Source organism: Synechococcus sp. CS-197, assembly GCF_025128215.1.
GTDB lineage: Bacteria > Cyanobacteriota > Cyanobacteriia > PCC-6307 > Cyanobiaceae > Synechococcus_C.
The window spans coordinates 1-14,186 of sequence record NZ_JAHLZC010000003.1 but is presented as its reverse complement, the minus strand read 5'-3'; the positions used below and the strand labels follow the sequence as shown (position 1 = coordinate 14,186).

General features: G+C 59.4%; 15 protein-coding genes. 9 read left to right on the top strand and 6 right to left on the bottom strand.

All coding sequences use genetic code 11. From position 1 onward, the window contains the following. Window positions 1-736, top strand: a 736-nt coding sequence (locus tag KQ296_RS00090) for a phosphopantothenoylcysteine decarboxylase (RefSeq protein ID WP_259726272.1), incomplete at its 5' end; no start/stop codon positions are given. Here KQ296_RS00090 and KQ296_RS00085 read toward each other — a convergent pair. Then, the gene (locus KQ296_RS00085; protein ID WP_050815911.1) at window positions 733-1,017 is read right to left on the bottom strand and encodes a hypothetical protein; all 285 of its coding nucleotides are present in this window, start codon (window positions 1,015-1,017) and stop codon (window positions 733-735) included. The genes KQ296_RS00090 and KQ296_RS00085 overlap by 4 nt on opposite strands. Window positions 1,018-1,155: 138 nt before the next feature. On the opposite strand from KQ296_RS00085, the gene psbO reads away from it, so the two are divergent. The 5 genes from psbO to KQ296_RS00060 all read left to right on the top strand — a co-directional run bounded on the left by psbO (window position 1,156) and on the right by KQ296_RS00060 (window position 6,452). Next, entirely contained in the window at window positions 1,156-1,977 is an 822-nt protein-coding gene (gene psbO / locus KQ296_RS00080; protein ID WP_011932278.1) for a photosystem II manganese-stabilizing polypeptide, read from the top strand. A gap of 105 nt (window positions 1,978-2,082) precedes the next feature. Then, window positions 2,083-3,252 (top strand): sulfate adenylyltransferase, encoded by a 1,170-nt coding sequence (sat, locus tag KQ296_RS00075; RefSeq protein ID WP_011932279.1) that lies wholly within the window; start codon window positions 2,083-2,085, stop codon window positions 3,250-3,252. 45 nt (window positions 3,253-3,297) lie between these two features. Next, a complete protein-coding gene (gene ftsH3, locus KQ296_RS00070; RefSeq protein ID WP_011932280.1) occupies window positions 3,298-5,151 on the top strand; it encodes an ATP-dependent zinc metalloprotease FtsH3 in 1,854 nt (617 codons plus the stop codon). Window positions 5,152-5,176: 25 nt separating this feature from the next. Further along, the gene (locus KQ296_RS00065) at window positions 5,177-5,779 is read left to right on the top strand and encodes a bifunctional 4-hydroxy-2-oxoglutarate aldolase/2-dehydro-3-deoxy-phosphogluconate aldolase (protein WP_011932281.1); all 603 of its coding nucleotides are present in this window, start codon (window positions 5,177-5,179) and stop codon (window positions 5,777-5,779) included. A gap of 43 nt (window positions 5,780-5,822) precedes the next feature. After that, a complete protein-coding gene (locus KQ296_RS00060) occupies window positions 5,823-6,452 on the top strand; it encodes a hypothetical protein (protein ID WP_041428341.1) in 630 nt (209 codons plus the stop codon). A 16-nt stretch (window positions 6,453-6,468) separates the two neighbouring features. Here KQ296_RS00060 and aroC read toward each other — a convergent pair whose 3' ends face one another. From aroC to KQ296_RS00040, 4 genes are read right to left on the bottom strand one after another with little or no spacing between them, the layout of a single operon-like run. Then, window positions 6,469-7,557, bottom strand: a complete 1,089-nt coding sequence (gene aroC, locus KQ296_RS00055; RefSeq protein ID WP_011932283.1) for a chorismate synthase — start codon at window positions 7,555-7,557, stop codon at window positions 6,469-6,471. 30 nt (window positions 7,558-7,587) lie between these two features. Next, entirely contained in the window at window positions 7,588-8,091 is a 504-nt protein-coding gene (locus tag KQ296_RS00050) for a cupin domain-containing protein (protein WP_011932284.1), read from the bottom strand. Next, on the bottom strand, window positions 8,091-8,951 hold the full coding sequence (locus tag KQ296_RS00045) for a cyclopropane-fatty-acyl-phospholipid synthase family protein (protein ID WP_011932285.1): 861 nt from the start codon (window positions 8,949-8,951) through the stop codon (window positions 8,091-8,093). Before KQ296_RS00045 ends, KQ296_RS00050 begins: the two co-directional genes overlap by 1 nt. A 5-nt stretch (window positions 8,952-8,956) precedes the next feature. Beyond that, window positions 8,957-9,799, bottom strand: a complete 843-nt coding sequence (locus KQ296_RS00040; protein ID WP_041428750.1) for a class I SAM-dependent methyltransferase — start codon at window positions 9,797-9,799, stop codon at window positions 8,957-8,959. 313 nt (window positions 9,800-10,112) lie between these two features. On the opposite strand from KQ296_RS00040, the gene KQ296_RS00035 reads away from it, so the two are divergent. Genes KQ296_RS00035 through KQ296_RS00025 form a run of 3 tightly spaced genes read left to right on the top strand, consistent with a single transcriptional unit; the run spans window position 10,113 to window position 13,104 of the window. After that, window positions 10,113-11,243, top strand: a complete 1,131-nt coding sequence (locus tag KQ296_RS00035) for a glycine betaine/L-proline ABC transporter ATP-binding protein (protein WP_011932287.1) — start codon at window positions 10,113-10,115, stop codon at window positions 11,241-11,243. Continuing rightward, the gene (locus tag KQ296_RS00030) at window positions 11,243-12,139 is read left to right on the top strand and encodes a proline/glycine betaine ABC transporter permease (RefSeq protein WP_011932288.1); all 897 of its coding nucleotides are present in this window, start codon (window positions 11,243-11,245) and stop codon (window positions 12,137-12,139) included. Before KQ296_RS00035 ends, KQ296_RS00030 begins: the two co-directional genes overlap by 1 nt. Then, window positions 12,136-13,104, top strand: a complete 969-nt coding sequence (locus tag KQ296_RS00025) for a glycine betaine ABC transporter substrate-binding protein (RefSeq protein WP_011932289.1) — start codon at window positions 12,136-12,138, stop codon at window positions 13,102-13,104. The genes KQ296_RS00030 and KQ296_RS00025 overlap by 4 nt, the downstream gene beginning before the upstream one ends. Window positions 13,105-13,113: 9 nt before the next feature. On the opposite strand, the gene KQ296_RS00020 is transcribed toward KQ296_RS00025, so the two are convergent. Beyond that, a complete protein-coding gene (locus KQ296_RS00020) occupies window positions 13,114-13,989 on the bottom strand; it encodes a bile acid:sodium symporter family protein (protein WP_011932290.1) in 876 nt (291 codons plus the stop codon). Window positions 13,990-14,186: the final 197 nt, after the last annotated feature.

The window sequence follows — 14,186 nt, the reverse complement described above, 5'->3', positions numbered from 1 at the left end:
GTGCATCGTGCTGGCTGCAGCCAGCACGATGCTGCAGGCTGACAGCGAGGGGAAGCTGCGTTCCGATTGGCGCGGCAAGCGCGTGCTGGTCAGCGCTGGGCCCACCCGGGAACCGTTGGATTCAGTGCGTCTGATCAGCAACCGCAGCAGCGGGCGCATGGGCGTTCTTCTCGCCCAGGCGGCACGCTTCCGCGGTGCGGACGTGGATCTGGTGCATGGTCCGCTGACTGTTCCAGACGCCTGGTTGGAGGGCTTGCACTGTCTGCCGGCGTTCAGTAGCGCCGCCATGGAGGTCTGCCTGTTGGAGCGTCAATCCCGCGCTGATGCTGTGTTGATGTGCGCAGCCGTTGCGGATGTGCGGCGCGAGCGCTCAGACAACTCCTCCAAGCTTCCCAAGGGCGAACTCATGGAGACGATGGCCCAGGGCTGGGAGCAGGTGCCGGATCTGCTGCAGTCGCTGGGGGCGCGACGTTCTTCCCAGCAGCATTTGCTTGGTTTCGCTGCCTTGGCGGGAGACGATGAAACGCTGCTCCGGCGCGGTCGTGAGAAGCTCCAGGCCAAAGGCTGTGACCTGTTGATGGTCAATCCGGTAGATCGCCCCGATCAGGGCCTTGACAGCGACCTGAACGGTGGATGGCTTCTCGGTCCAGGTGAACGCGAGGAGGCCATTCCCGCTGTGCACAAGCTCGCTCTGGCGCACGATCTGTTGGATCGGCTCAGCCAGCTTGGCGATTAAGCCGCCATGTCTGCAGGTCCTTGATCGAGTAGGGCGATGAAGGTTTTCAGTTGCAAACGGGGGATATAAGGCCAGCCGCCACTGCGCTCGAGGGTTTGAAGAAAGCCAAACAACTGCTGACGGTCTTCCGGGAGGCTGTTGCGAAATGCTCCTTCTTGAACGTCGCGATGGAGCGCCTCAAGTTCCCTGAGAAAGAGGAGAAGGGCTTCAGGCTCATCGCGATGGTCGTCGGCGAGCACACGGAGCTGCTCCAGCAGGGGCTGTAGTTGAGCCTGAATCATGGAATCTTCGTTGCCCTGCACGCCGAACGCTTCACGTTGTTGAGAGGTTGCGAACCTAACTGGAGTGGCTGATCAACTTCTGTAGGATCCGCCTCATCGGTGGACATTGTCACCACCCGGCCATTCGGCAACTCTCCCATGCGCTTCCGTCCCCTGCTGGCCCTTGTGCTGGCTTTCTGTTTCACGGTTGTGACCGCCTGCAGTGGCGGTGCTCAAGCCGTTGATCGCTCCAATGTCACTTACGACGACATCCGCAATACCGGTAAAGCCAACGATTGCCCAACCCTTTCGGATTCGGCTCGAGGCTCCATCGATCTGACCGCGGGTGATGCCTATGAGCTCAGGGGGATCTGCATGCATCCCACCCAGGTCTTCATCAAGGGAGAGCCAGCCAACAAGCGCCAGGAAGCTCAGTTCGTGGAAGGCAAAATTCTCACTCGCTACACCTCAAGTCTTGATGAGGTTTACGGCACCCTCACCGTGGGCGAGGACAGCATCAGCTTCAAAGAAGAAGGCGGAATTGATTTCCAGCCGATCACCGTGCTGATCCCTGGTGGTGAGGAGTTTCCCTTCACGTTCTCCAGCAAGAACCTTGATGCCGTGGCCAACGGAGCGGCCATCACAACCAGCACCGACTTCGAAGGCACCTACCGCACACCCAGCTACCGCACGAGCAACTTCATCGATCCCAAGGGTCGCGCGCTCACCACGGGTGTCGACTACCCCCAAGGTCTGATCGGCCTCGGCGGCGACTACAAAGAGCTCGAGTCTGAGAACGTCAAGCGTTACATCGACGGTCAGGGCGTGATGAGTATGTCCATCACGAAGGTGGATCCTGAAACCGGTGAATTTGCTGGTGTGTTCTCAGCCATTCAGCCTTCGGACTCCGATATGGGTGGCCGTGAGATCGTTGACGTGAAGATCAACGGTGAGCTCTACGGACGGCTTGAAGAGGCTTGATCGCCGTAGCTTTCGGGCTCATTGATGCGTCACAGGGGGCCTGGAGCCCCCTTTTTTTGTGATCTGGGAGAATCGCCACGTCTCACGATCGAGCGAAGGCCCGTCATGACCGCCAGCACCACCTCCACACAGCCCTCAGGCGTGATTGCTCCCTATGGAGGCACCCTTGTGAATCTGATGGTGGCTGAGGCTGATCGGGGCGCTGTGAAGGCCACGGCAACGACAAGTCTTGAATGCTCTGATCGCAACGCCTGTGATGTTGAGCTGCTGTGTGTCGGTGGCTTTTCACCCCTGCGGGGCTTCATGCATCAGGAGGACTACGACGCTGTTGTGGGTGGTCATCGCTTGGCTGCAGGCCAGCTCTTTGGTCTCCCGATCGTGATGGACACCGATCGGGATGACATCGAAGTCGGCAGCTCGGTTCTGCTCACCTACAAGGGGCAGGATCTCGCTGTCCTCCAGGTGGAAGCGAAGTGGGAGCCCGACAAGGTGGCCGAAGCGAAAGGTTGCTACGGCACCACCTCGATTGAGCACCCTGCCGTGCGCATGATCACCATGGAGCGCAAGCGCTTTTATCTGGGCGGCAGTCTTAAGGGTCTGGAACTGCCCCAGCGTGTGTTCCCCTGCAAAACTCCAGCCGAGGTTCGTGCCGGACTCCCCGAAGGTGAGGACGTGGTCGCCTTCCAGTGCCGCAATCCCATCCACCGAGCTCACTACGAACTCTTCACCCGTGCCCTTCACGCTCAGAATGTGAGCGAGAACGCCGTGGTGTTGGTGCATCCCACCTGCGGGCCCACCCAACAGGACGACATCCCAGGCGCCGTTCGTTTCCAGACGTATGAGCGTTTGGCCGCTGAAGTGAACAACGACCGCATCCGTTGGGCCTACCTCCCCTACGCCATGCACATGGCTGGTCCCCGCGAGGCGCTGCAGCACATGATCATCCGCCGTAATTACGGCTGCACTCACTTCATCATCGGCCGCGACATGGCCGGCTGTAAGTCGTCCCTCACGGGAGACGATTTTTACGGCCCTTACGACGCTCAGAATTTCGCCAAAGAATGTGCGCCTGAGCTCACGATGGAGACCGTGCCTTCGCTCAACCTCGTTTACACCGAAGAAGAGGGCTACGTCACCGCTGAACACGCCGAAGCGCGTGGCCTTCACGTGAAGAAGCTCAGCGGTACGCAGTTCCGCAAAATGCTGCGTGGTGGCGAGGAAATCCCGGAATGGTTCGCATTCCGTAGCGTGGTTGAAGTGCTTCGAGCCTCCTGAGCTCTCAGGATCCCATTAACATTCCTTCACCCCAGGCAAAAAACCTTGAACAAGCGCTGGCGCAACGTAGGGCTGTACGTCCTTTTAGTGGTCGTGGTGATCGTGGTCGGAACGGCCTTCCTCGATCGTCCCGATCCCGCATCGACCGCTCAGAATCTCCGTTACAGCGATTTCGTTGAGCAGGTTCAGGAAGACCAGGTCAGTCGCGTTCTGCTGTCTCCCGATCGTGGAACCGCTTCGGTTGTGGCAACCGATGGCCGTCGTTCCGAAGTGAATCTGGCTCCGGATAAGGATCTGCTCAAGATGCTCACGGATCACAACGTGGACATTGCTGTGCAGCCGTCCAGGCAACCCGGGGCTTGGCAGCAAGCCGCTTCGAGCTTGATCTTCCCTCTGCTGCTGCTGGGAGGCCTGTTCTTCCTCTTCCGTCGGGCCCAGTCCGGTGGCGGTGGCGGCGGAAACCCGGCCATGAATTTCGGGAAGAGCAAGGCTCGCGTTCAGATGGAGCCTTCCACCCAGATCACCTTTGGGGATGTGGCCGGAATTGAGGGCGCCAAGCTTGAACTCACGGAGGTGGTGGATTTCCTCAAGAACCCCGATCGCTTCACTGCTGTTGGCGCCAAGATTCCGAAGGGTGTCTTGCTCGTTGGCCCTCCTGGAACCGGCAAGACCCTGCTTGCCAAGGCCGTGGCTGGTGAGGCAGGTGTTCCGTTCTTCTCCATCTCCGGCTCGGAGTTTGTGGAAATGTTCGTGGGTGTCGGAGCCAGCCGCGTCCGTGATCTGTTTGAGCAGGCCAAGAAAAATGCTCCTTGCATCGTCTTCATCGACGAGATCGATGCTGTTGGACGTCAGCGGGGTGCTGGTCTCGGTGGTGGCAACGATGAGCGCGAGCAGACGCTGAACCAGCTGCTCACTGAAATGGATGGTTTCGAGGGCAATACCGGAATCATCATCGTGGCTGCCACCAACCGTCCTGATGTGCTGGATGCTGCGTTGATGCGTCCTGGTCGTTTCGACCGTCAGGTTGTCGTGGACCGCCCTGACTACGCTGGGCGTCTGCAGATCCTCAACGTTCATGCACGAGGCAAGACGCTGTCGAAGGATGTCGATCTCGATAAAGTGGCTCGCCGCACGCCCGGCTACACAGGTGCTGATCTCTCCAATCTCTTGAATGAGGCCGCCATTCTTGCGGCCCGCCGAGATCTCAGTGAGGTGAGCAACGATGAAATCAGCGATGCCATCGAACGAGTGATGGCCGGCCCTGAGAAAAAAGATCGTGTGATGAGCGAGCGTCGCAAACGCCTGGTGGCTTATCACGAGGCCGGTCACGCTCTGGTGGGGGCGCTGATGCCTGATTACGATCCGGTCCAGAAGATTTCGATCATTCCCCGCGGCAATGCTGGTGGACTGACGTTCTTCACCCCCAGCGAAGAGCGGATGGAGTCGGGGCTGTATTCACGCACCTACCTTCAAAATCAGATGGCTGTGGCCCTTGGTGGTCGTGTGGCCGAGGAAATTGTCTACGGCGAAGACGAGGTCACAACCGGAGCCTCCAACGATCTTCAGCAGGTCGCCCAGGTGGCGCGTCAGATGGTGACGCGTTTCGGCATGAGCGATAAGCTTGGTCCGGTGGCCTTGGGCCGATCCCAAGGTGGAATGTTCCTGGGTCGGGATATCGCTGCTGAACGCGATTTCTCTGAAGACACGGCGGCCACCATCGACGAGGAGGTTTCTGAACTCGTGGATGTTGCCTACAAGCGCGCAACCAAGGTGCTCGTTGGCAACCGCAGTGTGCTCGATGAGCTCGCTGAGATGCTTGTTGAACAGGAGACGGTCGACGCCGAACAGCTTCAGGAACTGCTGATTCGTAGTGACGTTCGGGTTGCTGAATACGTCTGAACCATCGGAGCGGCTGATCAGGTCGTTGACCGATCAGCCCCTTCTGGTCGTCATGCGACCGGACTCCAGTGATTACCAAACCCTATTCGACAACACCCGCTTGTGCCATCAGCTGGATCAGCTGGTCACGGCGGGTGTTTTGCATGTTGAGCTCGCCTGGGCGGCCCATCCCCGCTGGCCCGCACTGGTGGAAGCGATCAGGGAGCGTTACCCCAAGCTCAGGCTGGGTGCTGCGTCGGTGTCCACACTGCCTGCGCTGCAGGAGGTCGCCGATCTAGGTCTTGGCTATGCCATGTCTCCCCTGCTGGATCCGGCGTTGCAATCCAAGGCGCGCACGTTGGACTGTGTTCTGGTGCCAGGGGTGATGACCCCTTCTGAAATTCGATCAGCGCAAGCACTGGGCTGCAGCCTGGTGAAGCTTTTCCCTGCATCCGTCTTGGGCGTCGACTATCGGCGTCAGATCGCAGTCCCGATGGGTGAACTGCCGTTCATGATTGCTGCCGGGGGATTGCGATGCACCGATCTGGTTCCTTGGTTGGAGGCCGGTTACAACGCCATTGCCCTCGGCCGCACCGTGTTTGTTGACGATGCCCTCGATCCGGGCATGACGCCATGGCTTACTGGATGATCTGAGACTCATCTGCTACAGATGAGAGAGATGTTTTGCCCTGATGTCTCAGTTATCCATCAAGCTGAGCGACAAAGCTGATGCTCTCGTCGCTCAGCTTCAGAAAGAGATCTTCAACCGACGTCGCAAAAAGGTCACGGCCGCAGGGGTTGTGGAAACGCTGGTTGAAAGCGGTGCACGTTCGCAATCCGATAAGCGGTTCGCAACCTCCTGGGTGAATCTGATCAAAGACATTGAAAAAGCAGCCAAGCTTGCCAACGCCCATGGCAGCAAGCCCTCGTCTTTAACCGATGAGGAGTGGGTCATGGTGCTGAGCCATCGCAACCGAGCCGCGTCGGTCAAACCGGCTCGCAAGAAGCCGGCAACTGCATCCAAGAAGGCTCCATCCTCCAGGTCTGCCAAGGCTGCAACGAAATCGACCGCTAAGTCAGCAGCTGCCAAGCCAGCAACCGTTAAACCAGCAGCCGTCAAACCAGCAGCAGCCAAGAAGCAGGCTTCAGCGAAAACGGCTGCAAAAGCGTCGTCAGCGACCGCTCCCAAGCCCCGGCCGGCCAAAAGGGCACGCAAACGCACGCAGGCATCGGTGGCATCAGGCACCGTGGCCGGACGGATGGCGAAGGCCGCAGCCCAGCTGGTTAACACCAATGGCATCCATTCGCCGGCCCGGAGCTAAGCGCTCCTGAGATCCTTCACCACAAACTGCACTGGCCCTGCTGTCTCAGCAGATGATCGGCCAGAACAAGATTCACCATCGCTTCCACCATGGGGACGGCCCTGGGCAGAACGCAGGGGTCATGTCTCCCTTTGGCGGCCAGGGTGGTGGCTTCGCCACGGTCATTGATCGTCTGCTGCTCCTTGCGGATCGTTGCGGTTGGCTTGAAGGCCACGCGGATCACGATGGGCTCACCGTTGCTGATTCCCCCTTGGATTCCACCGGAATTGTTGGAGGCTGTGCGCAACCGTCCGTCGTCACTGGGGAGAAACGCATCATTGTGTTCACTCCCTCTGAGCAAGGTGCCCGCAAAGCCTGAGCCGATTTCGAAGCCCTTGGTGGCAGGCAGAGACATCACCGCTTTGGCCAGATCCGCTTCCAACTTGTCGAACACTGGCATCCCCAGGCCGACAGGCGGCCGTCTCACCACGCATTCGATCACGCCGCCGCAGGAGTCGCCGTCCTGTCCGATCGCTTCGATCCGATCGATCATGCGATCAGCCATTTCCGCGTCTGGGCAACGCACGATATTGGCGTCCACAGCCTCACGCGTCACGGTGCTGGCGTCCACCTGTGCCTCTAAATCGTGGATTCGCTTCACCCAGGCGACAACGTCAGTGCCATGGGATCGCTGCAGCATCTGCCGGGCAATGGCTCCAGCCGCCACCCGTCCGATGGTTTCCCGGGCTGAGGCTCTGCCCCCACCACTGCGGGCCTGAATCCCATATTTCGCTTGATAAGTGGCATCCGCATGGGAGGGGCGGAAGGCCACCTCCACCTCTTTGTAATCCTGCGGACGCTGGTCCTTGTTGCGCACCACCATGGCGATCGGTGTGCCAAGGGTGAGCCCATCCATCACACCGCTGAGGATCTCCACTTGGTCGGCTTCTTTGCGGGGTGTGGTGATCTTGCTTTGCCCAGGGCGTCTCCGATCCAGTTCTGCCTGAATCGCCAGTGGGTCAAGCTCCAGTCTTGGCGGGCAGCCTTCCAGAATCACCCCCACGCCGCCGCCGTGGGACTCGCCGAAGGTGCTGATGCGAAACAGGGTGCCGAAACTGCTGCCCATGGAATGCCATCGATCGCCAAAGCGTAGATGTCAGAGCAGATCCGGTAGCGCCCCGGGTGGATGCTGCTGCGGTGGTCGTGATTTCAGCATTTCGAAATCCTCGAACTGAAATCCTGGCCCAACGCAGCAGCTCACCAGGCTGTACTGCCCTTCCGTGCGGGCTGCCTGCCAGTGACCCGCAGGAGCCACGTGTAAGGGGTGGTGGAGCGACAGAACGTGTTGGACGGCTTTGCTGCCCTCCGGCTCCAGCGTCCAGAGGCTCAGGGGTGAACCCTGCAAATGGATCCAGATCTCGTCGGCACCGTGCACGGCATGCCAGCAACTTTTTGATCCTGCGTCCAGGAGAAAGAGGATGGCAGTGATGCTGCTGCGCTGCGCGCCGTCGCTGCGGGTGACCTGATCAGGGCTGCGGTGCATTTCCCGATACCAGCCCCCTTCTGGATGGGGAAGGAGATTCCACGCGTTGATGAGCTGATCCACCACCTCGCGCGGGCTGTGGTCGGACGACTGCGTTTGGCTGTCAGGTGTATCCATCAGTGCAGGGGTTTGCGGAAGCGCATCAGGCCCCAACACAGCCGGCCGGCCTGGCCCCCTTCCACCCAGTGGCCGAGGCCCGCATCCATGCGCTCGAGATAGTCGGCACTGATGGTGCGGCTCAGAAGCGCATGGCGTTGCTTGAGCTCTTCACGCACGCGGCTGTAGTGCCTGATCAGCATCGGGGTGCGGTCGATCCAGTGGGTCCGCTCCAGGCCAGCTGCGTCGGCCCAGCTTTTGTAGCGTTCAGGGGAGCCCAGGTCTTGCAGGTGGATTCGCTTCAGGATCGCCGAGAGCGACTCGGCCGCAACGCCATCGGCGGCCATGGGATCGGTCATCACCATCACTCCGCCAGGCTTGAGCAAGCGCGACGCCTCATGCAGCACGGTCTGACGATCGCCTGAGTGCAGGATGGCGTCCTGGCTCCAGATCACATCCGCACAGCCATCGGCCAGAGGGACTGCTTCGAAGGAGGCGTTGTGAACGGTGATGCTCTTGTCGACACGGGCTTCGCGGTTGAGAAGCCGATGACGATCATTCTCAACGGCGGAAATATTGATGGCTTCAACCTTCACGTTGGGACGTTGGCAGAGACGGCGAGCGGCGCCTCCGTAGCCGGAGCCAAAATCCACCACAAGACACTCAGCTTGTCCATCGCCGAGCCCTTCACTGCCAATCAAGTCGATCAGGGTGTCGACCGTGCGCCGGCTGGCCGCGGCGATGGCTTCATCGGCTTCGGCATACAAGCCGATGTGGATGTCCTCGCCTCCCCAGATATCGGCATAGAAGTGGTCGGCATCGGTGCTGTCGTAGTAGCTGGCAGCGGTGGCCGCGGCATCGGAGTAGGTGCTTTGCGTCATGGGGTTTAAATGGCGGTCACATCGGTGTCGAAGAGATATTCCTTCTCGGCGACATGCACGTAGAAATCAGGGTCGTCGTGGCCGCGTTGGTAGTCGCCGTAGGTGGTGATGCGCTGGAAGCCCACCTCGCGCATCAGCCTGCGCACGTAGCCATGACGCAACGGGAACATGTTGAGGTGATACGTGCTCCCATCGCTGAAGGCGTAGCGGAAGCGGGCGAGTCCGTCATCCACATGCTCAGGGCCAACCTCCACATCTTTGCCGCAATACACGTTGCTTTTGCCGCTGGTGGACGTTCCTTCCAGGAGCCTGTCGTAATTGCGATGGTCAAGAATCAAGACGCCGTTGTGCTTGAGCACGGCGTAGTACTCCGCCAGGGCTTTGCGCCGATCCCGTTCCCGGAACAGATGGGTGAATGAATTGCCCAGGCAGATCACAGCGTCGTATTCGCCATGGATGTCGCGGTTCAGAAAACGCCAGTCGGCGTGAACCGTGCGCATCAACAGATCGCGACTGCGGGCATTTTTGAAGGCCCGGGCCAGCATGTTTGGGCTCCCATCCACGCTCACCACCTCAAAGCCTTCGCGCAGCAGGCGCACGGAATGAAACCCGGTGCCCGTGGCCACGTCCAGCACGGACTTGGCTCCATGCTCCCGCAGCAGCTTGACGAAGAAATCCCCTTCCGCTTCCTCCCGAGCTTGCCAATCGATCAGACGATCCCAGCGATCAGCAAATTGCTCGATGTACTCCTGCTGGTAATGGTCGGTTTCCCTCACGCTTTCTGGGGTCTCACCGAAGCGCTGAGCATCATCGGGATTCGCCGATGGGTGACTCTTGGTTGAGGTCATGCCGAATTCGCTCTTGACTGCACTGGAGATGGCAGCGGGGCCGCAGATCCTTCGACTGCAGAGCACGCAACACCATTGATGTGAACGATGAACAAGATTCTCGCTCCATCTGCAACCTAACCATGACGTGCATGGCTGTCAGTGTTCTTGTGAAATCGCTTGTTCGTGAATCATGCGCAGATTCGCGAAAACCAAAGGGGCGCAGTGGATTTTGCTGATGCAAATGTGTGCGTTTTGATGGCTTTCGCGCTGGCGTCCCTTACGCCCCTTCCCGTTCTTGCTATAAGCCTATGAGGTGCTCGAGGCCTCTGAAGTGACATCAGAGATCTCCATTGATTCAGTTTGGAAGATATTTGGTGGATCTCCTGATGTGATCCATCAATTGCGCGAAGGAGCAGATCCTGAACAGCTCCACCGGCAACTGGGTGTTCGCGCCGCAGTGCAGGATGTCTCACTCGACATTCGCTGCGGCGAAATCTTTGTCGTGATGGGCTTGTCTGGCTCGGGGAAGTCCACCTTGCTGCGCTTGCTGAATGGATTGATTCGACCGTCTGCCGGCGATGTCTTGGTGCAGGGGCGGTCGCTGGCTGCGTTGACGCGCTCCGAGCTGGCTGCGTTGCGCCGGCATCAGATGGCGATGGTTTTTCAATCCTTTGCGCTGTTTCCCCATCGGAGCGTTCTGGACAACGCAGCGTTCGGTCTTGAGGTGGCAGGCGTGCCCCGCAAGGTTCGGCAAGCCCGAGCGACCGAGGCGCTGGAGCGGGTTGGACTGGCCCAGGAATTGCGCAAGCGACCCGCGCAACTCTCTGGAGGCATGCAACAGCGTGTTGGCCTGGCCCGAGCGCTGGCCCTCGACCCTCCGATCCTGCTGATGGACGAGGCCTTCTCAGCGCTCGACCCTTTGATTCGCGTGGACATGCAGGATCTGCTGCTCGATCTCCAGGCTGAGCAGCGCCGCACCGTTGTGTTCATCACCCATGATCTTGATGAAGCCATCCGGATCGGGGATCGGATCGCTTTGATGCAAGGAGGGCGTTTGCTTCAGTGCGATACGGCCGAGACGCTGCTTCATCAACCCGCTAGCGAGGAGGTCAGGCGCTTCTTCAGGGATGTGGATGTGGCAGCGGTGCTGACCGTCGACCGTGTGGCGATGCCCCCCAGCCGTGAGCTTGTGCTTCAAAACAGTGACCCTCGGCCTGAGCGATCTCAGGAGAGCTTGTACGTGGTGGATGCGACGCGCCGGTTCTTGGGGATGGTCAGCGCGCAACGGGGTTGGCTTGAGGCCTCGGAAACGACCACTCTGCAGTCGGGGACTCTCGTCAAGGATGCGATTCAAGCGGTGGCACTTTGTTCCGATCCAGTGCCGTTGCTGGATTCGCAGCAGCGATTGATCGGTGTGATCAGCGCCCATCAACTGCTCAGATCGATGGAGGGATTGGGTTGATGACTCTTCTGGCAGCAGCCCATCAGGCCAGTTGGCTCGGACAAGGCGTCGATGTCATCGTCGCTTGGCTACTCGCCAATGCGCAGGGTGCTTTTGATGTGATCAAGGTCTCGGTCCTCGCCGTGGTCTCCTTCATCGAGATCCTTCTCGACGCTGTTCCGGCTTGGTTGCTCGCGTGGGCTGTGGCTGCGGTTGGTCTTTGGAGAGTGAGCGGAGGCTTCGCGCTCTTCGTGCTTCTCGGCCTCAACCTTGTGCTTTCTCTTCAGCTCTGGAACGCGATGATCGCCACCTTGGCTCTGGTGATCACGGCTTCGCTGCTGGCCCTCGTGATCGGGTTGCCCCTGGGAATCCTTTCGGCTCGCTACAGCTCGGTTTGGCGCGTGGTGAGGCCCTGCCTCGACTTGATGCAGACCATGCCGGCCTTCGTTTATCTGATTCCTGCTGTGATGCTGTTCAGCACGGGTGCGGTGCCTTCGATCCTGGCCACACTGATTTTTTCCATGCCTCCGGTCGTTCGGTTAACGCAGCTGGGGCTGTCCCAGGTCCCTGCCGATCTGATCGAAGCAGGGCGCTCCTTCGGATGCAGTGAACGCCAGCTTCTTTGGAAAGTTCAGATGCCAAGCGCTCTGCCAACGGTGATGACCGGGGTCAACCAGACGATCATGCTGGCCCTGTCCATGGTGGTGATCGCTTCGATGATTGGCGGAGGCGGTTTGGGCGATGTGGTGTTGCGTGGCATTCAGCAGCTCGACGTGGGTCTGGGTTTCGAGGGTGGAATCGCTGTTGTGATCCTTGCCGTGATCCTCGACCGTCTCAGTCAGAGCTTCACAGCCCGCGAAGGGCAACCCCTTCGTCAGCGCTGGCGCGCCTGGATGTCTCCCTGGAGGTCGTCATGAGTGATTACAACCGCATCCGGCGACGCGCGGTGTTGCTTGGAGGTTTGGGGCTTGCCGGTGCTTCGATGGCCAGCTTGGTCAACCTCAGCCAACCGCCAACGCCGAAATCCCAAGGCACAAACTCGGAGACGGATCGATCACCGCAACCCACCTCGGCCTCGATTGGATCCCCCTTGCGACTGGGGTGGTCTCCATGGGCTGATGCTGAGGTCATCAGCCTGATCGCACAGAAGGTGATTCAGCAGGCCTACAACATCGAGGTGGAGAGAGTTCTCGCCGACATCGGCATTCAGTACGCCTCACTCGCCCGCGGTGATCTCGACATGATGCTGATGGCTTGGTTGCCGTTGACGCACCGTGACTATTGGCGACGGGTGCGTGAGCGCGTGATTGATTTCGGGTCAATGTATGCCGGCCGTCTGGGCTGGGTGGTTCCTGACTACGTCTCTAAAGCTGAGCTTTCATCGATCCAGCAACTGCAGAACCCTGCGCTGGCCGCTCGTTTTAACAACCGTGTTCAGGGGATTGATCCTGGGTCAGGTTTGAATCAAGCGTCTGCAGAAGCACTCAAGAGTTACCAACTCAATGATCTGAACTTGGTGGCGTCGAGCAGTGCAGCGATGACGGCGGTGCTCGACCAGGCCATCCGCAGAGAGCAGTGGGTGATCGTGACCAGCTGGATGCCGCATTGGATGTTCGCTCGCTACAAATTGCGTTTTCTTGACGACCCGAAGCGTGTGTTTGGGGGCATCGAGTGGATTCATGCGCTGGGGCGGCCAAGTCTCGACGTCGAGGCGCCTGACGTCGCTGCCTTCCTCACCCGTTTTCATCTCCCCGACCAGGAGATGTCGGACCTGCTGCTCAAGGCCAATGAGCGATCAGCTGAACGTGCTGTCGACGACTACCTCGAGACCCATCCCGCACGTGTTCGTTACTGGACAACGGGGCAGATCGCTTCTGGGTGATCGGCAGCCTCAGGATTGAGTTGTCAGCGGTTGGATGCTGCGTCTCCAGGCAATGAAGGGAATGATCGTGACGGTCATCAGAACGCCGTAAACGGCAGACGGAAGGCTGAAGCTGTTGAGCTGACTCTGCATCAGCTCTGGCCCGAGCAACGATCCCACCACGATGCCCACAGTGCCGTTTTGAAATCCCGCTTCGATCGACAAGCTGGTGGTCTGCTCCGTCGACAACTTCAAACGATGGCCGAGGCTCAGTCCGATGGCCAGCATCACCAGATTCAACGTCAGAAGGGTTGGACCAATCGTTGTCAGGTTGCCTGTAAACACGGTCCATTGGCTGATCAACGTGCCGGCCACGATCAGCAGGAACAACAGATTGGCGAGCCGCTCCGCTTTTTGCCTGTTGCGTTTGCAGAAGCCAGGGGCCTGCTGCGCGATCCAAACTCCAATCACCACTGGCATGGTGGAAATGGCAAACACCTTGAGACTGAGAGGGAGGATGGAGAGCTCGAGGTTTGGGCTCGGAAGCAATAACGGTGCTGTGAGGCTGAGAACCACAGGCAAGGTGACCGCTGTCACCAGGCTGGCCAGTGCGGTGTAGGAGATCGACAGGGCCACATCACCCCGTGACAGGCGTGTCATCACATTGGAGGTAATGCCACCTGGGCAGCAGCTCAGAATCATGACCCCCAAGGCAAGGTCGCCAGTTAGTCCGAACAAGCGCAGAAGACTGAAGGCCACAAGCGGCAGCAGTACAAGCTGTGCCAATGCGCCGCCGAATAACGCACGGGGCTGACCAAGAGCCCTGCTGAAATCAGCCGGTTGGAGCGACAGCCCCAGGCTCAGCATGATGAAAGCCAGGCCGATGGAGAGAACGAGCTCGATCAAGGTCGACGGACGCGAAGCGTGAAAGGTGCAGCAGGCTAAACGCCGTTGTTGAGTCGCAACAAAAAGCCCCCACCTTTCGGTGGGGGCTTTCCGATTCAACTGACGCTGAATCTTTTGGAGACTTCAGCCTCAGCCGATGGCGGGTGCTTGCAGAGCCACAGGAGTGGACTCAGCAGCAGCCAGGTCGAGGGGGAAGT